General features: G+C 72.7%; 15 protein-coding genes and 1 pseudogene. 12 read left to right on the top strand and 4 right to left on the bottom strand.

Annotated features, from left to right (window positions below):
• Positions 1-23 precede the first annotated feature (23 nt).
• Together OG309_RS03410 and OG309_RS03405 are read right to left on the bottom strand one after the other, a co-directional pair.
• Positions 24-1,022, bottom strand: coding sequence for an aldo/keto reductase family protein (locus OG309_RS03410; RefSeq protein ID WP_329418208.1), 999 nt, complete (start codon positions 1,020-1,022; stop codon positions 24-26).
• Positions 1,023-1,149: 127 nt separating this feature from the next.
• Positions 1,150-2,109 carry a GlxA family transcriptional regulator gene (locus tag OG309_RS03405; RefSeq protein WP_329418207.1) on the bottom strand — a complete coding sequence of 320 codons (960 nt, stop codon included), beginning with the start codon at positions 2,107-2,109 and terminating at the stop codon, positions 1,150-1,152.
• A gap of 105 nt (positions 2,110-2,214) precedes the next feature.
• On the opposite strand from OG309_RS03405, the gene OG309_RS03400 reads away from it, so the two are divergent.
• The 10 genes and pseudogenes from OG309_RS03400 (at position 2,215) to OG309_RS03355 (ending at position 14,189) form a co-directional block, all read left to right on the top strand.
• The gene (locus OG309_RS03400) at positions 2,215-2,895 is read left to right on the top strand and encodes an MBL fold metallo-hydrolase (RefSeq protein ID WP_329418206.1); all 681 of its coding nucleotides are present in this window, start codon (positions 2,215-2,217) and stop codon (positions 2,893-2,895) included.
• A gap of 105 nt (positions 2,896-3,000) precedes the next feature.
• Complete coding sequence (locus OG309_RS03395) at positions 3,001-4,266, top strand: phage baseplate protein (protein WP_329418205.1); 1,266 nt, start codon at positions 3,001-3,003, stop codon at positions 4,264-4,266.
• Positions 4,267-4,354: 88 nt separating this feature from the next.
• Positions 4,355-4,819 carry a hypothetical protein gene (locus OG309_RS03390; protein ID WP_329418204.1) on the top strand — a complete coding sequence of 155 codons (465 nt, stop codon included), beginning with the start codon at positions 4,355-4,357 and terminating at the stop codon, positions 4,817-4,819.
• Between the two features lie 66 nt (positions 4,820-4,885).
• Positions 4,886-5,725 (top strand): annotated as a pseudogene (locus OG309_RS03385) (oxygenase MpaB family protein); the annotation flags it as partial.
• A 71-nt stretch (positions 5,726-5,796) separates the two neighbouring features.
• On the top strand, positions 5,797-8,106 hold the full coding sequence (locus OG309_RS03380; RefSeq protein ID WP_329418203.1) for a serine/threonine-protein kinase: 2,310 nt from the start codon (positions 5,797-5,799) through the stop codon (positions 8,104-8,106).
• Between the two features lie 91 nt (positions 8,107-8,197).
• Positions 8,198-9,742: a phytoene desaturase family protein gene (locus tag OG309_RS03375; protein ID WP_329418202.1), complete on the top strand. Its 1,545-nt coding sequence runs from the start codon at positions 8,198-8,200 to the stop codon at positions 9,740-9,742.
• A 206-nt stretch (positions 9,743-9,948) separates the two neighbouring features.
• Positions 9,949-10,977, top strand: a complete 1,029-nt coding sequence (gene tdh / locus OG309_RS03370; protein ID WP_329418201.1) for an L-threonine 3-dehydrogenase — start codon at positions 9,949-9,951, stop codon at positions 10,975-10,977.
• A gap of 45 nt (positions 10,978-11,022) precedes the next feature.
• Positions 11,023-12,222 (top strand): glycine C-acetyltransferase, encoded by a 1,200-nt coding sequence (locus OG309_RS03365; protein ID WP_329418200.1) that lies wholly within the window; start codon positions 11,023-11,025, stop codon positions 12,220-12,222.
• Positions 12,223-12,226: 4 nt separating this feature from the next.
• Positions 12,227-13,132 (top strand): LysR family transcriptional regulator, encoded by a 906-nt coding sequence (locus tag OG309_RS03360; RefSeq protein ID WP_329418199.1) that lies wholly within the window; start codon positions 12,227-12,229, stop codon positions 13,130-13,132.
• Between the two features lie 103 nt (positions 13,133-13,235).
• On the top strand, positions 13,236-14,189 hold the full coding sequence (locus OG309_RS03355) for an IS481 family transposase (protein ID WP_329418198.1): 954 nt from the start codon (positions 13,236-13,238) through the stop codon (positions 14,187-14,189).
• A gap of 14 nt (positions 14,190-14,203) precedes the next feature.
• On the opposite strand, the gene OG309_RS03350 is transcribed toward OG309_RS03355, so the two are convergent.
• Together OG309_RS03350 and OG309_RS03345 are read right to left on the bottom strand one after the other, a co-directional pair.
• Positions 14,204-17,257, bottom strand: coding sequence for an NPCBM/NEW2 domain-containing protein (locus OG309_RS03350; RefSeq protein WP_329418197.1), 3,054 nt, complete (start codon positions 17,255-17,257; stop codon positions 14,204-14,206).
• Positions 17,258-17,919: 662 nt separating this feature from the next.
• Positions 17,920-19,725 carry a serine hydrolase gene (locus tag OG309_RS03345; protein ID WP_329418196.1) on the bottom strand — a complete coding sequence of 602 codons (1,806 nt, stop codon included), beginning with the start codon at positions 19,723-19,725 and terminating at the stop codon, positions 17,920-17,922.
• 170 nt (positions 19,726-19,895) lie between these two features.
• On the opposite strand from OG309_RS03345, the gene OG309_RS03340 reads away from it, so the two are divergent.
• Together OG309_RS03340 and OG309_RS03335 are read left to right on the top strand one after the other, a co-directional pair.
• Positions 19,896-21,005 carry an NAD(P)H-dependent flavin oxidoreductase gene (locus OG309_RS03340; RefSeq protein WP_329418195.1) on the top strand — a complete coding sequence of 370 codons (1,110 nt, stop codon included), beginning with the start codon at positions 19,896-19,898 and terminating at the stop codon, positions 21,003-21,005.
• The gene (locus OG309_RS03335) at positions 21,002-22,552 is read left to right on the top strand and encodes an acyl-CoA synthetase (RefSeq protein ID WP_329418194.1); all 1,551 of its coding nucleotides are present in this window, start codon (positions 21,002-21,004) and stop codon (positions 22,550-22,552) included. Before OG309_RS03340 ends, OG309_RS03335 begins: the two co-directional genes overlap by 4 nt.
• The last annotated feature ends 27 nt before the right edge of the window (positions 22,553-22,579 follow it).

Raw genomic sequence — 22,579 nt, 5'->3', positions numbered from 1 at the left:
GCCGCGCGGGGCCGGCCGGCCGCTCAGCGCCGCTTGATGCCTGCCTGGGCGTTCGGTGCCAGCGTGGGGCCGGTCAGCGGGGCGTCGCCGAGTGCGCGGTCGACGGCGGCCAGCAGGTCGGGGGAGAGGTCGACCCCGGAGGCGGCGGCGTTGGCGTGGACCTGCTCGGGGCGAGAGGCGCCGGTGATGGCGGAGGCGACCTCGGAGCGGCGCAGCACCCAGGCCAGGGCGAGGGCGGGGAGGGTGAGACCGGCCTCGTCCGCGATCGGCACCAGGCGCTGGACGGCCTCCAGGTTCGCCTCGTTGTAGACGAGGTCTCGGGCGCCCGCCATCGCGTCGTTCGCGAAGCGGCTGCCTTCGGGGACGGGCTGCCCCGGGCGGTACTTGCCGGTCAGGACGCCCTGGGCGAGCGGGGACCAGACGATGTTGGAGATGCCGTGTGCCTCGGTGAGGTCGAAGAGCCCGGCCTCCGGTGCCTGCCAGAGCATGGAGTACTGCGGCTGGGAGGAGACGAACAGCTCCGGGCCCGCGAGGTCGATCGCCGCCTGGATCTGCTCGTTCGTCCACTCGCTGAAGCCGAGGTAGCGGGCCTTGCCCTGCTCGACGACCTTCTGGAACGCCTCGATCGTCTCCTCGATCGGCACGGCCGGGTCGAAACGGTGGGCCTGGTAGAGGTCGACGTGGTCGGTCCTCAGCCGGGCCAGGGACGCGTCGATCTGCTGCGCGATCTGGGCGGCGGACAGGCCCCGGTCGGCCGGATCGTCCGACATGGGTCCCCAGACCTTGGTGGCCAGGACGTACGAGTCGCGGGGGTGCGAGGACAGGATCTCGCCCCAGGCCGCCTCGGCCGCCCCGCGGCCGTACACGTTGGCCGTGTCGAAGAAGTTGATGCCCGCGTCGAAGGCCGCCTCGGTGCAGGCGCGGGTCGCGTCCGCCTCGACGCCGCCGGAGTAGGTGAGCCAGGAGCCGAGCGAGATCTCCGAGACCTCCAGGTCCGAGTTGCCCAGCTTGCGGTACCGCATGGGGGACTTCCTTTCGCAGCGGAAAGAACGCGTACATCCTCAGGCGCCCAACCTAGGCCGTGTCGGACCGTTCGCGCCGGGTGTGGCCCGTCCGGCCGCACGCACGGCGCAGGACGCCCACGGGGAGCTACGGCGTACGGGCGAAGGAACGCCGGTACGTGCGCGGGGGCACCCCGCGGCGGCGCACGAACTGCTCCCGCAGCACGGCCGCGCTGCCGTAGCCGACCCGGCGGGCGATCTCCTCGACCGGCAGGTCCGTGGTCTCCAGGAGCTCCTCGGCACCGCTCAGGCGCAGCTCCCGCAGCCAGGCGTGCGGGGTCGTCCCGGTGGCGGCGGTGAAGCGGCGCGCGAAGGAACGCTTGCTCATCATCGCGCGCCGGGCCAACTCGGCGACGGGCATGGGCTCGTGCAGATGGGCCCGGGCCCAGCCGAGGACCCCGGCGAGCCGTTCGTCCTCGCCGTCCTCGGGGACGGGCGCGGCCAGGTACTGCGCCTGCCCGCCGTCGCGGTGCGAGGGCAGCACCATGTCCCGGGACACCGCGTTGGCGAGGGCGGCGCCGTGCTCGCGCCGCAGCAGGTGCAGGCACAGGTCGAAGCCGGCCGCCGCGCCCGCGCCCGTGACGATCCGCCCCTGGTCCACGTAGAGGGCGTCGGGTTCGACCTCGACGAGCGGATGCCGGCTCGCCAGCAGGTCGGCGAACCGCCAGTGGGTGGTGGCCCGGTGGCCGTCGAGCAGCCCGGCGGCCGCGAGTGCGAACGTGCCGACGCAGTGGGCGGCCACCAGTGCGCCGCGCGCGTACGCCGCCGACAGCGCCTCCAGGACGGCGGGCGCCGGTGGGGTGCGGAACCCGGCCCCGGGCAGGGCGATCACGAGATCCGCCGCCGCCAGCCGGTCCAGGCCGCCGCCGACGGCCAGCGGCACGCCGAAGTCCGTGGGCACGGGCTGGTCGGGGCGGTCGGTGCACAGGGCGAAGTCGAAGCCGGGGAACTCCTTCCCGTGCGGACCGAACACCTCGGCGACGATGCCGACGGCCAACATGCCGACACCGGGCGGGGCATAGGCGGCGACGGTACGGAAGGCGGGCATCCGCGCAGTCTGGCACAGGGGTCGCGGAGGGGTTGGCACTTTTCCTGCGATCAGTGGCATCGGTGCCACTCGTGGGGGCGCGACCTCCTCGGCATGATCGTTCCCATGACGAACACGACGCCCCACACGCTCCCCACCGCCACCGCCACCGCCACCGCCACCGCCACCGCCACCGCCACGACCGAAACCTCGAACGAGGCCGCCACGCTCGCCCGTACCGCCGTCTTCACGGTCCTGACCACCGGCTACACGCTCTCCACCGGACCCGGCGTCGCGGCCACCGTCTCCTACGTCACCGACGGCGATCGGCACGTCATCGTCGACCCGGGCATGGTCGCGAGCCGTGACCGGATCCTCGGCCCGCTCGCCGAACTCGGCCTCGGCCCGGACGACATCACCGACGTCGTCCTCAGTCACCACCACCCGGACAACACCATGAACGTGGGCCTCTTCGGCCGGGCCCGGGTGCACGACCACAAGGCGATCTACGAGGCCGACCAGTGGACCGACCGGGACGCCGAGGGGCACGAGCTCACCCCGTCCCTGCGGCTGATCCGCACCCCCGGCCACAGCCCCGAGGACATCACCCTCCTCGCCGGTACCGCCGAAGGCGTCGTGGCCTTCGTCGGCGACCTGTGGTGGCGCCCCAACGGCCCCGTCGAGGACCCGGTCGCCCCCGACCACGCCCTCCAGCGCACGTCCCGGCTGCGCGTCCTGGCCGCCACGGACGTGATCGTCCCCGGCCACGGCGCCCCCTTCGCCGCCGACGAGAACGCCCCGCTCTGATCCGCTCGGCCGGACGCCCGCCTCCACACGCCCGCGACGAGGTTTGGCAGACTGACGCGGTTCCGGTCACCAGGGACACCCGAACCATCCCAAGGAGCGGCGTCGTTGAGCGTCACCGTTGAAGGACAGATAGACATCGCGGGCCCGGTGGGCAAACTGCTCCACCGCCGCCCGCTCAAGAACAGCACGGTCATGCAGTCGTTCGGCATCGATCCGGTGTCCGGAGACGTCTTCGTGCTCCAGATCATGGAGGGCGGGATCAGACTGGCCGGCGAGGCCGCCGCCGTCGACTACGACACCCGCAAGGCCGACGGCGACCTGTGCCTGACCCGCCTCACCGAGGACGGCCGGACGGCCGGCTTCATGTACCTGCGCGGCTTCGGACACGGCGTCAGCATCGGGGTGGAGAACCGCGGCGGGACGATCTGGCTGTGGACCGAGACCGCGTCCACCCCCAACTCGAAGAACGAGGGCTACGGCACCGCCGTCACCAGCTTCACCTACGCCGACGGGGACGTCGTCACCTACGGCACCGCGCGGCACACCACGCCGTACACGCCCGACCCGGCGGCCCGCTTCATCACCCCCACGATCGACCGGGGCACGGGCGAACTCGTCATTCGTTTCTCCCTGAACGGAACCCACTGGGAGCGCTACGACCTCGCCAAGGCGGCGGCCGGCGTGTGGGAGCCGATCCAGCGGCTGACCCCGGCCCTGCCGAGCGCCGTGTTCCAGGGGTACGCCTCCCACGACGGCATCCTCTACACGCTGCAGGGCGAGGCTTATTCGGCCGCCAACCCGCTGCCGGGCAACACGTACCTCACCGCCTTCGAGTGGGCCACCGGCACGCTGCTCGACCGGCAGTTCAGCACGGCGGCGCCCGGCCTGGAGTGGCGCGAGCCCGAGGGCATGGCGGTCTCCGTCCGCGGTGGCGTCCCGCACCTCCACTTCGGCTTCGCCTGCGAGGACCCCGGTCCGCGCACCTGCACCGTCGTGACGCTCTCCGGGGCGCCCGAGACCGACGGCGTCAAGGTGCTCACCGACTGGCAGCCGATCACGCTCGCGGCGGGGGTGAGCGTCGACCAGAACGCCCCCCAGGGCCGCCTGATCAGCATCGCCGGGACCCCCACGCTCCAGCTGAGCGGCGGCGTCAAGGGCAGCTTCGACGCCGACACCGTCATCGGCCACCTGCCGGACTCCCTCACCCCGAGCGTGACCGCCCGCGCCAACGTGCCGCGCAACAACAACGGCGGATACACCGTGGCCCGCGTCGAGGCCGGGACCGACCGCGAACTGCGCCTGTTCGGCGGGCGCACCACCAACGTCATCACGTGGGCGCAGCTCGACAGCTTCAGCGCCGCCTGGCGCTAGGCCGGGTCCGGAACCCAGCGCCGTCTGCCCGGTGCCCCGGCCTCGCCCCGCACACAGCCCCCACCCGTCACCCAGAGGAGCCCTCCGCATGTCCCCGACCTCCCACCGCCGCCGCAGCATCCTCGGCGCCGCCCTCGCCCTGCCCGCCGCCGTCACCGTCGGCGGGCTCGCCACCGCGGCCCCCGCGGCCGCGGCCCCCGGCGGCGTCGAGGCCGGCGAGTGGACCGACCTCGTCCTGGAGCCCGGCGTCACCGCGACCGCCGGGGCGACCCCGCAGGTCCGCCTCGTCACGATCGCGGGCACCGCCTTCCTCCAGGCCCGGGGCCAGGTCACCGGCTCCTTCGCCGCCGACACCAAGATCGCCACGCTGCCGGCCGCCCTCGCCCGCCCGACCTGGTACGTGCGCGCCACCGCGCCGCGCAACAACAGCCAGGGCATCAACGCCTGCCGCTTCGAGATCAACCCGGCGGGCTCGGTCACCGTCTACGGCGGCAACACGGCCAACCCCATCACCTGGGTCCAGTTCGACTCCGTCCAGGCGATCTGGCGCTGACCCGTCGCCCCCGGGTGCCGGCCCGCCTAGCCTGAATCCATGGGAGCCACGCGATCCGTCCGAGCGATGCGAGCCGAGCGAGCCGTGGGGACCGGGCCCGGCGCCGACCCCGGGGTCTTCGGCCCCGGGTCCGTGACCTGGCAGCTGCACGGCGACCCCGTGATGTGGATCGGCGGGGTGCGCGCCCTGTACCTGCAGGCGCTGCACCCCGCCGCGATCCGTGGCGTCATGGCCAACAGCGACTTCCGCAAGGACGCCTGGGGCCGCCTGCTGCGCACCGCGAGCTTCGTCGGCACGCTCACCTACGGCACGACGGAGGCCGCCGAGGCCGCCGGGGCCCGGGTGCGGAAGATCCACCGGTTGCTCGGCGTCGACGACCCCGAGCTGCTGCTCTGGGTGCACTGTGCCGAGATCGACTCGTACCTCCACGTCGTACGCCGTTCCGGCATCCCCCTCACCGACGCCCAGGCCGACCGGTACGTCGACGAGCAGCGCGCCGCCGCCCGGCTCGTCGGCCTGGACCCGGACGGGGTGCCCGGCACGACCGACGGGCTGCGGCGCTACTTCGACGGCGTCCGCCCCGCGCTGGCCGCGGGCCAGGACGCGAAGGTGGTCGACGACTTCCTGCGCGCGCCGCCCGTCCCGCCCGCGCTCGTGCCCGCGCGCGAGGCACTCTGGCGGCGCGTGGCGGCACTCGCCTACGACACCCTGCCCCCGTACGCCCACGAGCTGTACGGGCGCCCCGCGCCCCCGCCCCGGACCGTGACGCACCGGCTCACCGCCACGGCCAATCTGCTGCGCTGCCTGCCGGACAAGCTCCGCTGGCGGCTGCCCCCGCGGCACATCCTGCGGGCGATGGACCGGCTCGGCGAGGACACCCGACCCGCGCCGTACAGTCTGCGCGCGTAGGCCGCCATACTGGACCGGCCGGGCCGGGACGGGCACGGCCACGGGGCAAACGGGGGCGACAGCACGCGATGGCGGACACCAGGCTGATCCAGGGCCGGTACCGGCTGCACGAGGTGATCGGTCGCGGCGGCATGGGCGAGGTCTGGCGGGCGACGGACGAGGCGCTCGGCCGGCGCGTCGCCGTCAAGTGCCTGCGGCCGCTCGGCCCGCAGCGCGACCCGGCCTCGCTCACCGTGCTGCGCGAGCGGTTCCGCCGCGAGGCGCGGGTCGCCGCCGCGCTCCAGCACCGCGGGATCACCGTCGTGCACGACTTCGGCGAGTCCGACGGCGTGCTCTTCCTCGTCATGGAGCTGCTCGACGGACGCAACCTCAGCCAGCTGCTCGGCGACAAGAACGACAAGGCCCCGCTCCCCGTCGACGAGGTCGTCGACATCGCCACGCAGGTCGCCGACGCGCTCGCCTACACCCACCGCCAGGGCGTGGTGCACCGCGACCTCAAGCCGGCCAACATCGTGCGGCTCGGCGACGGCGCCGTGAAGATCTGCGACTTCGGGATAGCGCGATTCGCCGCCGACAACGGCATCACCTCGCGCCTCACCGGCACCGGCATCGCCATGGGCACCCCGCACTACATGTCCCCCGAGCAGATCGGCGGCGGAGGGGAGATCGACCACCGCAGCGACCTGTACTCGCTGGGCTGCGTCCTGTACGAGATCGCCACCGGCGTCCCGCCCTTCGACCTGGAGGACACCTGGGCGGTCCTGGTCGGCCACCGGGACACCCAGCCGGCGCCCCTGCGCAGTCACCGCCCGGAGCTGCCGGCCGCCCTCGACCTGCTCGTCCTCGACCTGCTGGCCAAGGCCCCGGAGGCCCGACCGGCGGACGCGGCGGAGATCCGCGCCCGGCTCTCCCCGGGCCGCACCGCACCGCGCCCGCCGCTCGCCCTCCCCGGCTGGGCGGGCCGGATCACCACCGGCCGCCCGGCGACGACCACCTTCATGGGCGCGCCCACGGCCGCGTACGACCCGGCTTCGGCCCTGACGGGGGAGTGGACCCGGGCCACCTCGGCGCTGCCCGGCCCGGCGGGCCCGAACGGCGTGACGAGCCCGGCGACCGGCACCCTCGCGCCTCCGCACCCGCTCCTCCCCTCGATGACGCCCGCGGCGGCCCCCGCCTCCGCGCAGACCTCGGCCCCCGGCCACGACCACAGCACCCTGCCCGGCACCGGCCCCCTCCCCCTGCCCGCCCCCGACCCGACGGGCCTCGTCCCCGCGCCCGCCTCCGAGCTCCTCGCGGTGCTCGCCGGCCGGCACCGGGCCGGGCTCGGGCTCGGGCGGCTGGGGCGCTGGGAGGAGGCGGCCGAGGTGCACCGGACGGTCGTGCGGGACCGGGGGCAGGTCCTCGGCGCGGACCACCCCGACACCCTGGCCAGCCGTTACGAACTGGCCTTCGCGCTGGCCCGCTCGGCCCGGCACGCCGACGCGCTGCGCGAGTTCGGCGGGGTCTCCGAGGGACGCGCCCGCACCCTGGGCACCGACCACGCCGACACCCTCGCCGCGCGCCAGGAGACCGCGTACGTCCTCGGCGGACTCGGCCGCCACGCCGAGGCGCACTCCGTGTACGAGGCGGTGCTCGCCGTGCGCGAGCGCACCATGGGCCGGGAGCACCCCGACACCCTGCGCTGCCGGCACAACCTGGCCTTCACCCTCGGCCGCCTCGGCCGGCTGCCGGAGGCGTACGCGACGGCCCGCGAGGTCGCCGACGCCCGCGCCCGGCTCCTCGGCACCGCTCACCCCGACACGCTCGCCACCCGTCACGAGGTGGCGCACCTCCTGGGCCGGCTCGGGCGCTGGGCGGACGCGCTGACCCAGTACCGCGAGGTCGCCGACGCGCGCGCCACCGCCCTCGGTGCCGACCATGCCGACACGCTCGCCGCCCGCTACGAGGCGGGCATCTGCCTCGGGCGGCTCGGCCGCGCGGAGGAGGCCGCCGAGCTGTACCGGGAGCTCACCGGGGCCCGCAGCAGGGCCGTCGGGCCCGAGCACCCGGAGACGCTGCGGGCACGGCACGGCCTCGGCGTGAGCCTGGGCCGGCTCGGCCGGTGGGAGGACGCCCTGGCCGAGGCCCGCGCGGTGTGCGGGCTGCGGACGCGCGTGCTCGGCCCGGACCACCCCGACACGCTCGTCAGCCGCCGCGAGATCGGCATCGGCCTCGGCTGGCTCGGCCGCCACGAAGAGGCCCTGGAGGAGTACCGCCGCGTCGCCGAGAGCCGCACCCGCACCCTGGGCGCCGCCCACCCCGACACGCTCGCGGCACGGGCGGACGAAGCACACTGCACGGAGCGCATGGAGCGCATGGGGCGCAGGGAACGGCGCTAGGACGGGCGGCGGAGCGGCTCCCACCGCCCCCACGAACCGACGGCACCGCTGCCCTCTGGTCGCACCCGCCCCCGAGGTGCTAGCAAGGGGCATGACCGCACAGCGCTCCTACGACGCCGTCATCGTGGGCGGTGGGCACAACGGGCTCGTCGCCGCCGCCTACCTCGCCCGCGCGGGACGCCGCGTCCTCGTCCTCGAACGGCTCGGCTCCACGGGCGGGGCCGCCGTCTCCACCCGGCCGTTCACCGGGGTCGACGTCCGGCTGTCCCGCTACTCGTACCTCGTCTCGCTCCTCCCGGACAAGATCGTCCGTGAGCTCGGGCTGCGCTTCGCCGTCCGCAAGCGGTCCGTCTCCTCGTACACCCCGTACGGCGAATCCGGCCTGCTCGTCGGCGGCGACCGGGACCGCACCCGGGCCTCCTTCGCGGCGCTCACCGGCTCGGACCGCGAGTACGAGGCGTGGCGGGCCTTCTACGGGCGGACGGAGCGCGCCGCGCGGCGGATCTTCCCCACCCTCACCGAGCCGCTGCCCGACCGGGCCGCGCTGCGCGCCCGGGTCGACGACGACGAGACGTGGGACATGCTCTTCGAGCAGCCGATCGGCGTCGCCGTGGAGCGGACCTTCGCCGACGACCTCGTGCGCGGAGTGGTCCTCACCGACGCCCTCATCGGTACCTTCGCCGACGCCCACGACCCCTCCCTGCCACAGAACCGCTGCTTCCTCTACCACGTCATCGGCGGCGGCACCGGGGACTGGGACGTGCCCGTCGGCGGCATGGGCGCCCTCACCGACGCCCTCGCGGACGCGGCCCGTTCGGCCGGGGCGACGGTCCTCACCGGCCACGAGGCCACCCGGATCGACACCGACGGAAGCCGCGCCGAGATCACCTACCGCACCGCCGACGGCGAAGGCGTCGTCGAGGCCGGGCACGTCCTCGTGAACGCCTCGCCGCAGGCGCTCGCCGCGCTCCTCGGAGACCCGCCCCCGCCGCCCGCCGAGGGCGCCCAGCTCAAGGTGAACATGGTGCTCACCCGGCTGCCGCGGCTCCGCGACCGGGCCGTCGACCCCCGCGAGGCCTTCGCCGGCACCTTCCACATCGCCGAGGGCTACCGGCAGTTGGCGACCGCGTACGCCGAGGCCGCGAGCGGCCGGCTGCCCGCCGCCCCGCCCTCCGAGATCTACTGCCACACCCTGACGGACCCGAGCATCCTCGGCCCGGAGGCCGCCGCCCGCGGCTACCAGACCCTCACCCTGTTCGGACTCCACGCGCCCGCCCGGCTGTTCGCCGCCGATCCCGACGGCGCCCGCGAGGCACTCCTGAAGGCCACCCTCGACCAGCTCGACGCCTGCCTCGACGAGCCGATCGCCGACTGCCTGGCCCTGGACGCCGACGGGCGCCCCTGCATCGAGGCCAAGAGCCCCCTGGACCTCGAACGGGAGCTGCGACTGCCCGGCGGGCACATCTTCCACCGCGACCTCTCCTTCCCGTACGGGGCGCGGGACGCCGGGCGCTGGGGCGTGGAGACCCCGCACGCCAACGTCCTGCTGTGCGGCGCGGGCGCGGTCCGCGGCGGCGGAGTGAGCGGGGTGCCGGGGCACAACGCGGCGATGGCGGTGCTCGAAGGCGACCGGTGACCCCGGGGCCTCGTGGGCTCCGCGGGCCCCGGGGTTGACGCCGGGCGGGCTCCCACCGGCGGCGTGAAGCTGATCTGCGAGTGCGCTTAAGAAATCCTCGATGGACCATGGGCCCCAGGTACGAAAGATTTGTTTCAGGGATCTTGGGTGCTTCGCCGCGCCCGGAACCTGCACATCACAGGACGCGTACGTCGGGAGCCGTTACATTGAAGGCGCTGGTCAAGCAGAAGGCGGAGCCGGGACTCTGGCTCATGGACGTTCCCGAGCCCGAGATCGGTCCGGGTGACGTACTCATCAAGGTCAAGCGGACCGGTATCTGCGGGACCGACCTGCACATCCGCTCCTGGGACGGTTGGGCGCAGAAGACCATCGCCACGCCGCTGACCCTCGGGCACGAGTTCGTCGGAGAGGTCGTCGAGACCGGCCGCGACGTCGCGGACATCGAGGTCGGCGACCTGGTCAGCGGCGAGGGCCACCTGGTCTGCGGCAAGTGCCGCAACTGCCTGGCCGGCCGTCGGCACCTGTGCCGCGCCACCGTCGGCCTCGGGGTCGGCCGCGACGGCGCCTTCGCCGAGTACGTCGCCCTGCCCGCGTCCAACGTCTGGGTGCACCGCGTCGACGTCGACCTCGACGTCGCCGCGATCTTCGATCCCTTCGGCAACGCCGTGCACACCGCGCTGTCCTTCCCGCTCGTCGGCGAGGACGTCCTGGTCACCGGCGCGGGCCCGATCGGCATCATGGCCGCCGCGGTCGCCAAGCACGCCGGCGCGCGCCACGTCGTCATCACCGACGTCAGCGAGGAGCGCCTCGCCCTGGCCCGCAAGACGGGCGTCTCGCTGGCCCTGAACGTCGCCGAGCAGAGCATCGCCGACGGCCAGCGCACCCTCGGTCTGAAGGAGGGCTTCGACGTCGGCCTGGAGATGTCCGGAAACCCGCGCGCGATGCGCGACATGGTCGCCAACATGACCAACGGCGGCAAGATCGCCATGCTCGGCCTGCCCAGCGAGGACTTCTCCGTCGACTGGGCGAAGATCGTCACGTCCATGATCACCATCAAGGGCATCTACGGCCGCGAGATGTTCGAGACCTGGTACGCCATGTCCGTGCTCCTGGAGGGCGGCCTCGACCTCGCCCCCGTGATCACCGGCCGCTACGCCTACACCGACTTCGAGGCCGCGTTCGACGACGCCGCCTCCGGCAAGGGCGGCAAGATCATCCTCGACTGGACCGTCTGACCCCCGGACCGACGTCCTCCCGTAGACCTTCAGGAGCTGCACTCCATGTTCGATTCCGTACGCGACGACCTCCTCGCCACCCTCGAAGAGATCAAGCAGGCCGGCCTCCACAAGCCCGAGCGGGTCATCGGCACCCCCCAGAACGCGACCGTCGCGGTCACCTCGGGCGGTCGCCCCGGTGAGGTGCTCAACTTCTGCGCCAACAACTACCTGGGCCTCGCCGACCACCCCGAGGTGGTCGCCGCCGCGCACGAGGCGCTCGACCGCTGGGGCTACGGCATGGCCTCCGTCCGCTTCATCTGCGGCACGCAGGAGGTCCACAAGGAGCTGGAGGCGCGCCTGTCCTCCTTCCTGGGCCAGGAGGACACGATCCTCTACTCCTCCTGCTTCGACGCCAACGGCGGTGTCTTCGAGACGATCCTCGGCCCCGAGGACGCGGTCATCTCCGACGCCCTCAACCACGCCTCGATCATCGACGGCATCCGCCTCTCCAAGGCCCGCCGCTTCCGCTACGCCAACCGCGACATGGCCGACCTGGAACAGCAGCTCAAGGCGGCGGACGAGGGCGGCGCGCGGCGCAAGCTGATCGTCACCGACGGCGTGTTCTCCATGGACGGCTACGTCGCGCCGCTCGACGAGATCTGCGACCTGGCCGAGCGCTACGACGCCATGGTCATGGTCGACGACTCGCACGCCGTGGGCTTCGTCGGCCCCGGCGGCCGCGGCACCCCCGAGCTGCACGGCGTGATGGACCGCGTCGACATCATCACCGGCACCCTCGGCAAGGCCCTCGGCGGCGCCTCCGGCGGTTACGTCGCGGCCCGCGCCGAGATCGTCGCCCTGCTGCGCCAGCGCTCGCGCCCGTACCTGTTCTCGAACACCCTCGCCCCGGTCATCGCCGCCGCCTCCCTCAAGGTCCTCGACCTGCTGGAGTCCGCCGGCGACCTGCGCGAGCGCCTCAACGCCAACACGGCGCTGTTCCGCTCCCGGATGACCGACGCGGGCTTCGACATCCTCCCCGGTGACCACGCGATCGCCCCCGTCATGATCGGCGACGCCGCCGAGGCGGGACGGATGGCCGAGCTCCTCCTGGAGCGCGGCGTGTACGTGATCGGCTTCTCGTACCCGGTCGTGCCGCAGGGCCAGGCCCGGATCCGCGTGCAGCTGTCGGCCGCCCACTCCACGGACGACGTGCACCGCGCGGTGGACGCGTTCGTCGAGGCCCGGGACGCCCTGCGAAACTAGGGGCATGATCGAAGCGCGGCGGCTGCACATTCTCCGGGCGGTGGCCGACCACCGTACCGTCACGGCGGCTGCCGCCGCGCTCTACCTCACGCCCTCCGCGGTCTCCCAGCAGCTCGCCGCCCTGGAGCAGGAGACCGGCCACCGGCTGGTGGACCGCAACGCCCGGGGCACCCGGCTCACCCCGGCCGGCGAGATCCTGCTGAGCCACGCCAACGCCGTCCTGGCCCAGCTGGAACGGGCCGAGGCCGAGCTCGCCGCGTACGGCTCGGGCGAGGCCGGCACGGTGACGGTGGCCGCGTTCGCCACCGGCATCGGCCTGGTCGTCGCCCCGGCGATCGGTTCCCTCGCCCGCACCTCGCCCGGCATCCGGGTCCGGGTGCAGGACGCCGAGGGCGACGAGAGCCTGCTGATGGTCCTGGACCGGCAGGTCGACGTGGCGGTCGCCGTCGAGTACCGCGGGGCGCCCGGCGAGGACGACGCCCGCCTCACCCGCGTACCGCTGTACGCGGAGCCGTTCGACGCGGTGCTCCCGCCGGACCACGCGCTCGCGGACCGCGAGCGGATCTCCCTCGCCGATCTGGCCAAGGACTCCTGGATCGGCCAGTCGGCCGGCAACCCCTGCCATGACGTCACCGTCCTGGCCTGCGAATACGCCGGTTTCGCCCCGGTCTTCGCGCATGTCTCCGACGACTTCCGAGCCGTCGTCGCGCTCGCCGCGGCCGGCGCCGGCGTGGCCCTGGTCCCCCGCTCGGCCCTGCGCGGCACCGACCTCACCGGCGTCGTCGTCCGACCGGTCGACGGCGTGGCCCCCACCCGCCGCGTCTTCGGTGCCGTCCGCCGCGGCGCGGAGGACCACCCGCTGATCCACCCCGTCCTCGCCGCCCTGCAAGAGGCGGCGAGGCGGCCCTAGGTGTATTGATCACGAGCGTTGTTGACACCGGTCTGGTCTTGAACATGGCGAAGACCTCCGATGTGGTGGGAGCTGTCTAGGAACTCACCGCACGGAGGTCTTCGTGCCCCACCGTAATGCCCGACTGACCGTCTTCGGTAGGAGACTGCTGGTCGAACGTGTCTGCTCAGGCCGTCCGGTCGCCCATGTGGCCGCCGAGATGGGCATCTCCCGGGCCACCGCCCACAAATGGATCCGCCGGTGGCGGACCGAGGGCGACGCGGGTCTGCACGACCGGCCGAGCCGGCCTCACACCACCCCGCACCGGACCCCGGCCGCGGTGGAAGAGCGGGTCTGCGGCCTGCGGCGGGCCCGCAAGCTCGGCCCGGCCCGGATCGGCCCGATCCTGGGTCTGCCCGTCTCGACCGTGCACCGGATCCTGACCCGCCACCGGCTCAACCGGCTCGCCTGGCTCGACCGGCCGACCGGCCAGATCATCCGCCGCTACGAACGCGACCGCCCGGGCGAACTGATCCACGTCGACGTGAAGAAACTCGGCCGGATCCCCGACGGCGGCCACAAGGCCCTGGGCCGCCAGGCCGGCCGGGCCACCCGCAGCAACATGGGCTTCGACTACGTCCACTCCGCCGTCGACGACCACTCCCGCCTCGCCTACAGCGAGATCCACCCCGATGAGAAAGTCGCGACCTGCGCGGCCTTCCTGGCCCGCGCGGCCGCGTTCTTCCAGGCCCAGGGCATCGACCGCATCGAACGGGTCCTGACCGACAACGCCTGGGCCTACCGCAAGGGCCTGGCCTGGAAGACGGTCCTGGCCGACCTCGGCGCGACGGGCAAGCTGACCCGCGCCTACCGGCCGCAGACCAACGGCAAGGTCGAACGCTTCAACCGCACCCTGCTCGACGAATGGGCCTACCTACGGCCCTACACCTCGAACAACGAGCGAACCGAAGCCCTGGCAGACTTCCTCCACACCTACAACCACCACCGCAGCCACACCGCACTCGACGGACACCCGCCCATCAGCCGCGTCAACAACGCCGCGGGTCAATACACCTAGGGCGTCCGCACCCGCTAGTTCAGGAGCGTCGCTCCGGCCCAGTCGGCGTGGTCGCTGTTGATGCCGTCGCCGGCGTCGGTGACCTTGAGGGTGAGGGTGGTGACTCCGGTGACGTTCAGGTCGACGGAGGCGGTCGCGCTGCCGGCGGTCATGGGGCTGGGGGATTCGTAGAGCTTGGTGCCGTCGCCCCAGACCTCGAACTTCACGGAGGCGTTGGCGGTCACCTCGTCGTCGACGCCGAGGTCGGACTGGAAGCGGCTGTAGCCGCCGTCGAGGGCGTAGACGAGGGTGCTGGTCGCGTGGGTGCCGATGCCCTTGGTGTAGGTGGTGCCGTTGAGCGTGAGGGTGTTGCCCCCGACGCTCTTGTCCTTGCGGACGGTGCCCCAGCCGATCACCGGGGTGCCCGTCCAGCTGAGGTCGGCGAGTGCCGTCCGGGTCTGCGGGCGGGTGATCAGCTTGGCTCCGGCCCAGTCGGCGTGGTCGCTGTTGATGCCGTCGCCGGCGTCGGTGACCTTGAGGGTGAGGGTGGTGACTCCGGTGACGTTCAGGTCGACGGAGGCGGTCGCGCTGCCGGCGGTCATGGGGCTGGGGGATTCGTAGAGCTTGGTGCCGTCGCCCCAGACCTCGAACTTCACGGAGGCGTTGGCGGTCACCTCGTCGTCGACGCCGAGGTCGGACTGGAAGCGGCTGTAGCCGCCGTCGAGGGCGTAGGTGACGGTGCTGTTGGCGTGGGTGCCGATGCCCTTGGCGTACGTCGTGCCGTTGAGTCTGATCGGGGTGCCGCCGACGCTCGTGTCCTTGTTGACGCTGCCGAAGTCGCTCCGGGCGCTGCTCCAGGTGAGTGCGCTCAGGTCGATCTGCCGGCCGTCGCCGCCGGTGGAGGCGGTGACCGCGTTGCTCGCGCCGGAGACGTTCCCGGCGGCGTCGACCGCCTTCACCGTGAAGGTGTACGGCGTCCACGGCGTCAGACCCGTGGCGGTGAAGCGGGTGGTCGTCCCCGTCGTCGTGCCGACGAGCGTGGTGCCGCGGTAGACCTGGTAGCCGGTCACGCCGACGTTGTCGTCGGACGCCGTCCAGGCCAGGTCCACGCTGCCGGAGGTCGCGCCGCTCGCCGCGAGACCGGTCGGCGCGGTGGGCGCGATGGTGTCGCCCGTCGGGGTCCCGGCGGTCGCGGTCACGGTCGCGCCGGCCGTCACCGGCACCGTCACGTACGAGACGGTCTTGCCGTACAGGGTCTTGGTCTGCGCCGCGTACGGCGTGCCGTTCACGGTGATCGTGCCGTGAGAGCCGTAGAACTGGGCCTCCCAGTTCACGGTGCCACCGGAGTTGTTGGTGAGCTTCGACGCCGTCGCGCCGGTGTGCTGGAGGTTCAGGTCGTTGTCACCGACCTTCAGGTGGTCGATCTCGACCCAGGGAGTCTCGGACGTCAGCCGCGACACGGTGGCGACCTTGTCGTTCGGGGCGTCGGGCTGCACGCCCATCATGCCGTCGATCGTGTTGCTCACCGCGAGGAAGGAGATCTCGGGGTACGTGTTCTTGTCGGCCATCAGCTTCTTGAGCCAGGCCCAGCCCTCGGCCGTGCGGTTGTACTGGTAGTACATCTCGGGAAGGTAGGAGGTCGCCTCGACGTTCAGGTTGTCGTCGTTCGCGGCGATGAAGTCCAGGTAGCCCTCGGTCCGGGGCCCGTGGTCGCCGAGCCCGGTCAGCATCATCAGGAAGCTGGCCTCGTGGCCCCAGCTGCTGTATCCGGTGCCGGCGGCGTCCTTGCCCCGGACGTACCGGTTGTTCGCCGCGTCCCACCAGCTGGTCTCGAAGTGGTCGCGGACCCGCTGGGCGCGCGCCGCCCACGTGGTGCTGCCGGCGGTGTCGCCCTTGGCCTTGAGGATCGCCGAGTAGTCCAGCATCGACTGGTACTGGTAGCCGAGGGAGTCGGCGGCCGAGACCAGGTTCTCGTTCGGGAACTCGAAGTAGGTGGCGGTGTACTCGCCCGACTGCTTCCGCGAGACCGGCTGCTCCGCCGCCGGGTCGGCGTCGTTCCACTTGACCTCGTGGCCGGAGAGGAACGTCCCCATCGTCGAGTCGTAGAACTTCGAGAGGTCGGGGTCGTTGAGCCAGGCGGAGTCGCCGGTCCACTGGTACTGCTTGTAGGCCTTCGTCATCAGGTTGAAGGGCGAGGGCAGTTCGCGGAAGCCGGTGCCGTCGATGTAGTACATGGCGCCGTACGAGCTGTGCGCCCACAGCGGCCAACCGTTCTGGCCCGGGTCGTCGGCGTCGCCGGCGAAGGTCTTCATCATGCGGAAGGTCTCCGTGTCCAGGCCGACGGCGTGCGCGCCGTCCGACTGGTGGGAGATGTCGCGGTTGTAGTACGACTCGCGGTTGGTGTACGCGCCCCAGTAGCCCGGCTCCACCGTCGGGTGCGCCGCGTTCTTGAGCCGCCACCACTCCGGCTCGTGACCCATCATCGGGTTGCCCGGGTAGAACGTCATGCCGAGGGCCCGGTTCTTGCCCCAGTTGAAGCCGTCGTTCAGGGCGGCGTTCGGGGACTTGATGCTCAGGGTGCTGGTCGGAGCCCCCACGTGCTCCTGGATCGTGATCCGGTCGATCCGCGGGACCTCGCCCGTCGAGGTGGCCGTCAGCTCGATGACGTCACCGGGCGTGAGCCGCACCTTGCTCGACGTGCGGGTGTCGATGTTGACGGGGTCGGTGTAGTCGCGTCCGTAGCGGCGCGACGTGCCCCAGGAGTCCACGGCGGTGGAGTTCACGGTGATCTTGTACGTCACGCCGTTCTCGGTCATGCCGTTGTAGCGCGTGATGAGGTCGTACGTCCCGGCCGTGCCGGAGAAGGTGCTCCGGGCGGTGCTCGACTGGCCCGCCGCGCCCCGGACGTAGGTGACGTTGTCGACGGTCGTCCCGTTCCAGGTGTGGTTCACCGTGTCCGTCGCGAAGTTGGTCAGCGACATGTTCTCGGCTTCGATCACGTACGGGCCCGCCGCCGCACCGGCGGAGGTGGCGGCCATCGCCGGCGCGGGGCCGGGGAGGGCGAGTGCGGTGCCGACCACTGCGAGCACAGCGGTCGTCGCACAGGAAGAACGACGCATCTGCGGTCGATCCCTTCGGGTGGGGGTGTCCCTCCGCTGGGGAGAGCTGAGGGTGCGCTCTGTTGAACTGTGTTGAATATTGAGGCTTTCGGTCGAGCTGCTGTCAATACTTCGCGTTCACCTTGCCTGCGTCGGGCCTGCCTGCCGGTCGACGGGGGGTGTCGGTCGGGTCCGGCGTGGGCGGGGGGTGCCGCGGCTGTGGCGCGAGCCCCAGGGGGAACGATCAAATCCCAGTTCAGACGGGGGATGGGGCGCGATCCTCAACGCCTCCGGACGTGCGGGAGGTGGAGGTTCCGGGCGCCTCGGCGGTGCCGGGCGCTGGCGACGTGCCCGGTGACTTTCCCTTCAGGAATGACGTGCCTTCAGAAAGTCTTCATCGGTGTATTGCATGCTCATGACGGGCGGCGGTAGGGTCCTGGCCGGAAGGGCTCCGTAAAACACACAGGAACAAACATCCTTGGGTGTCCGCCCCCTCTGCGGCGATGCCCGATCGCGCCCCCGGGTGCGGGCGCGCCACCCGAGCGTCCCGCTCGGTCAGGCCGACGACGTGGTCAGGATCTCCACGTTCGGCGTGACCGCCGAACCCCCGTACGGACCGGGCCCGCAGCCCACGGGGCGTCGGGCCCCGACCGCTAGTCCTCCGACTTCACCCACCCCGACGCCTCGACCCGCGCCCCGTCGGCCGGCCGGGCCTCGTCGAACAGGGGGTGACCCGAGGGGTCCAGGACGCGCAGGGCGTCCACGTACACCCCGCGGCCGACGTAGCGCCCGTCGGTCGTACAGCGCCAGCGCAGGCGGGTGGAGGACGTGGCGGAGCCGGGCAGGTCCGCCGTGACGGTGTGCCAGGTGCGGCCGGACCAGCCTGACGCCGTGCCCGTGGGGTGCGGGCCCGGGGCCTGGCCCGTGACGGTGAAGGGCAGCGGGTGCCAGGTCGCGCCGCCGTCCGGCGAGCTCTCCAGGTGCGCGGCGTCCGTGCCGGGCTCGGTGTCCCACCAGAGCGCGCAGGTGAGGCGCGCGGCGCCGGGGACGACGGGCAGGGTGAGGGTGGCGGTGGTGTCGTTCGCCATGCCGGAGAACCACGCCGTGCGCCCGCGCGCCGGGCGCACCGGCACGGCACGGGCCAGGTGGTCGGCGGCGGCGACACGCGGGGCGGAGCCGGAGCGCCAGGTGCGCACGGGGTGGACGGAGTTGCCGAGGACCACGAGGAACGCGTCCGTCGTGGGGTCCAGGACCAGGCTGGTGCCGGTGAAGCCGGTGTGGCCCGCGGTGCGCGGGGTGGCCATGGCGCCCATGTACCAGTGCTGGTAGAGCTCGAAGCCCAGGCCGTGCTCGTCGCCGGGGAACGCGGTGTTGAAGTCGGTGAACATCAACTCCACCGACGCGGGGGAGAGGATGCGGGCGGCGCCGTACGCCCCGCCGTTGAGCAGGGCGCGCGCGAGGACGGCGAGGTCCCAGGCGGTGGAGAACACCCCGGCATGACCGGCGACGCCGCCCATGCCGTACGCGTTCTCGTCGTGCACCTCGCCCCACACCATCCCCCGGTCGAGCCCGGACCAGGGCGCCCGGGAGTCCTCCGTGGCGGCGATCGAGGGGCGCCAGGACGGCGGGGGGTTGAACCGTGTGCGGTGCATCCCGAGGGGAGCGGTGATCTCGGTGTGGAGCAGTGCGTCCAGGGGGCGGCCCGTAATCGCCTCCAGGATCAGCTGGAGCGTGATCAGGTTGAGGTCGGAGTAGAGGTACACCGTGCCCGGCGGGTGTGCCGGCACCTCGTTCCACAGCAGCCGCAGGCGTCCCTCCCGCGTCGGCTCCTTGTAGAGCGGGATCCAGGCGCGGAACCCCGAGGTGTGCGTGAGCAGCTGGCGGACCGTGACGTCCCGCTTGCCGCCGCCCCCGAACTCCGGGAGGTACGCCGTGACCCGCTCCTCCAGGACCAGCGCGCCCCGCTCGACCTGCTGCACCGCGAGCAGCGAGGTGAACAGCTTCGAGACCGAGGCCAGGTCGAAGACGGTGTCCTCGGTCATCGGGATCTGCCGGTCGGCCGGCAGCTCGACGCCCGTGTCGGTCTTCTCGTCGTACGCCGCGTAGCGCACGGCCATCCCGATCGGCCGGTGCAGCGCGACCGTCCCGCCGCGCCCCGCGAGGAGCACCGCGCCCGCGTACCACGGGTGCCGGGGCGAGGGGCGCAGGAAGGACTCGGCGTCGGCGACGAGCCGGTCGAGGTGCTCGGGGAGCAGCCCGGCCCGCTCGGCGGAGCCGCGCCGCAGGGTGGTGCGCCGGGCGCGGCCGGACGCGGGACCCCCGCCTCGGGACCCGGGCTCGGGCGCGGCCGAGGCCCCCGGCACCGAACCGATCATCAGCGCACCTCCCAGGGCGAGAGCGCGGCCGCCGAACGCGCGACGGCTCGGACCGCGGCTCCCGCTTCGTGACTCCTCCGTCATGCCCACCCTCTCCCACCGTTCCCTGAAAGAAAGCTTCGGCGACTCCGGCAAGATCGGAAACTTTCTACCGGAGCGGTGGGTGCCGGGGAAGCGTGCCGCGCGCCAAGAAATCTGACACAGCATCAGAAAATCTCTTCCCTCGGCAGGACCACTGCGGCATCCTGCCGCCCATGAAGACGGAGCTGAGTCGCACACTGGGGATCGAGCACGCCATCTTCGGCTTCACGCCCTTCCCCGCGGTGGCCGCAGCCATCACCAGAGCAGGCGGGTTCGGCGTCCTCGGCGCGGTCCGCTACACCGCCCCCGACGACCTCGCCCGCGACCTCGACTGGATGCAGGAACACACCGACGGGCTGCCCTACGGCCTCGACGTCGTGATGCCCGCCAAGAAGGTCGACGGGGTCAGCGAGGCCGACGTCGAGGCGATGATCCCCGAGGGGCACCGGGCCTTCGTCCGCGACACCCTCGCCAAACACGGCGTCCCCGAGCTCGCCGCGGGCGAGGCCTCCGGCTGGCGCATCACCGGCTGGATGGAGCAGGTCGCCCGCAGCCAGCTCGACGTCGCCTTCGACTACCCCATCAAACTGCTGGCCAACGCCCTCGGCTCGCCCCCCGCCGACGTCGTCGAGCGCGCCCACGCGAACGGTGTCCTCGTCGCCGCCCTCGCCGGCAGTGCCCGGCACGCCCGCCACCACGCCGAGGCCGGCATCGACGTCGTCGTCGCCCAGGGCTACGAGGCCGGCGGCCACACCGGTGAGATCGCCTCCATGGTCCTCACCCCCGAGGTCGTCGAGGCCGTCGGCCCGCTGCCCGTCCTCGCCGCCGGCGGCATCGGCAGCGGCGAGCAGATCGCCGCCGGGCTCGCCCTCGGTGCCCAGGGCGTCTGGCTCGGCTCCCTCTGGCTCACCACCACCGAGGCCGAGATGCACTCCCGCGCCCTCACCGCCAAACTGCTCGCCGCCGGCTCCGGCGACACGGTCCGCTCCCGCGCGCTGACCGGCAAGCCCGCCCGCCAGCTCCGTACCGAATGGACCGACGCCTGGGACGACCCCGCCGGACCCGGCACCTTGCCCATGCCGCTCCAGGGGCTCCTGGTCGCCGAGGCCGTCTCCCGGATCCAGAAGTACGAGGTGGCGCCGCTGCTCGGCACGCCGGTCGGCCAGATCGTCGGCCGGATGAACTCCGAGCGCAGCGTCCAGCAGGTCTTCGACGAGCTGACCAGCGGCTTCGAGAAGGCCATCGACCGGATCAACCGCATCGCCGGAAGGAGCACCCAGTGACGGAAACGCCGAACGGCTTCTGGTCCCAGGCCGCCGCCGATCCCGGGCGCACGGTCCTGGTCGCACCCGACGGCGAGGAGTGGACCGCCGGCCGCCTGCTCGCCGACGCCAACCGGCTCGTCCACGGCCTGCGCGCGGCCGGGATGGAACGCGGCGACGCCTTCGCCGTGGTCCTGCCCAACGGGGTCCCCTTCCTCACCGCCTACCTCGCCGCCTCCCAGGCGGGCTTCTACCTCGTCCCGGTCAACCACCACCTGGTCGGCCCCGAGATCGCCTGGATCGTGTCCGACTCCGGCGCCAAGGTCCTCATCGCCCACGAGCGCTTCGCCGAGGCCGCCGCCCAGGCCGCCGACGAGGCGGCGCTGCCGGCGAGCCACCGCTACGGGGTCGGCGCACTGCCCGGCTTCCGCTCCTACGCCGAACTCCTCGACGGGCAGCCCGAGTCGGCGCCCGCCGACCGCACCCTCGGCTGGGTGATGAACTACACCTCGGGCACCACCGGCCGGCCCCGCGGCATCCGCCGCCCGCTGCCCGGCAAGCTGCCCGAGGAGACCTACCTCGGCGGCTTCCTCGGCATCTTCGGCATCCGGCCCTTCGACGGGAACGTCCACCTGGTCTGTTCGCCGCTCTACCACACGGCCGTGCTCCAGTTCGCCGGCGCCGCCCTGCACATCGGGCACCCGCTCGTCCTCATGGACAAGTGGACCCCCGAGGAGATGCTGCGGCTCATCGACGCCCACCGCTGCACCCACACCCACATGGTGCCCACCCAGTTCCACCGGCTCCTCGCCCTGCCCGAGGGGACCCGGAGCCGCTACGACGTCTCCTCCATGCGGCACGCCATCCACGGCGCCGCACCCTGCCCCGACCACGTCAAGAGGGCGATGATCGAGTGGTGGGGGCACTGCGTCGAGGAGTACTACGCGGCCAGCGAGGGCGGCGGCGCCTTCGCCACCGCCGAGGACTGGCTCAAGAAGCCCGGCACCGTCGGCCGCGCCTGGCCCATCAGCGAGCTCGCCGTCTTCGACGACGACGGCCACCGGCTGCCGCCCGGGCAGCTCGGCACCGTGTACATGAAGATGAGCACCGGAGCCTTCCGCTACCACGGCGACGAGGCCAAGACGCAGTCGAGCCGCATCGGGGACTTCTTCACGGTGGGCGACCTCGGCGTCCTCGACGAGGACGGCTACCTCTTCCTCCGCGACCGCAAGATCGACATGATCATCTCGGGCGGCGTGAACATCTACCCCGCCGAGATCGAGTCCGCGCTCCTCGCCCACCCGGCCGTCGCCGACGCCGCCGCCTTCGGCATCCCGCACGCCGACTGGGGCGAGGAGGTCAAGGCGGTCGTCGAGGCGGCCGAGGGTCACGAGCCGGGACCGGAGCTCGCCGCCGCGATCCTGGCGCACTGCGAGAGCCGTCTCGCCGGATACAAACGTCCCAAGTCCGTGGAGTTCGTCACGGTCATGCCCCGCGATCCCAACGGCAAGCTGTACAAGCGCCGACTCCGCGATCCGTACTGGGAGGGCCACGACCGCGCGCTCTGACGGACCCTGACCTCGCGTCAGGTGTGC

The organism is Streptomyces sp. NBC_01268, assembly GCF_036240795.1.
In the GTDB taxonomy this organism is placed as follows: Bacteria; Actinomycetota; Actinomycetes; order Streptomycetales; family Streptomycetaceae; genus Streptomyces.
Note: the sequence above shows the minus strand (reverse complement) of the source record. Positions and strands in the feature narration are given on the sequence as shown.

Bases quoted from the DNA above. Each gene is read 5' to 3' on its own strand.
- OG309_RS03410 (WP_329418208.1), bottom strand. From the start codon at position 1,022: ATGCGGTACCGCAAGCTGGGCAACTCGGACCTGGAGGTCTCGGAGATC.
- OG309_RS03405 (WP_329418207.1), bottom strand. From the start codon at position 2,109: ATGCCCGCCTTCCGTACCGTCGCCGCCTATGCCCCGCCCGGTGTCGGC.
- OG309_RS03400 (WP_329418206.1), top strand. From the start codon at position 2,215: ATGACGAACACGACGCCCCACACGCTCCCCACCGCCACCGCCACCGCC.
- OG309_RS03390 (WP_329418204.1), top strand. From the start codon at position 4,355: ATGTCCCCGACCTCCCACCGCCGCCGCAGCATCCTCGGCGCCGCCCTC.
- OG309_RS03380 (WP_329418203.1), top strand. From the start codon at position 5,797: ATGGCGGACACCAGGCTGATCCAGGGCCGGTACCGGCTGCACGAGGTG.
- OG309_RS03375 (WP_329418202.1), top strand. From the start codon at position 8,198: ATGACCGCACAGCGCTCCTACGACGCCGTCATCGTGGGCGGTGGGCAC.
- OG309_RS03365 (WP_329418200.1), top strand. From the start codon at position 11,023: ATGTTCGATTCCGTACGCGACGACCTCCTCGCCACCCTCGAAGAGATC.
- OG309_RS03360 (WP_329418199.1), top strand. From the start codon at position 12,227: ATGATCGAAGCGCGGCGGCTGCACATTCTCCGGGCGGTGGCCGACCAC.
- OG309_RS03345 (WP_329418196.1), bottom strand. From the start codon at position 19,725: ATGACGGAGGAGTCACGAAGCGGGAGCCGCGGTCCGAGCCGTCGCGCG.
- OG309_RS03340 (WP_329418195.1), top strand. From the start codon at position 19,896: ATGAAGACGGAGCTGAGTCGCACACTGGGGATCGAGCACGCCATCTTC.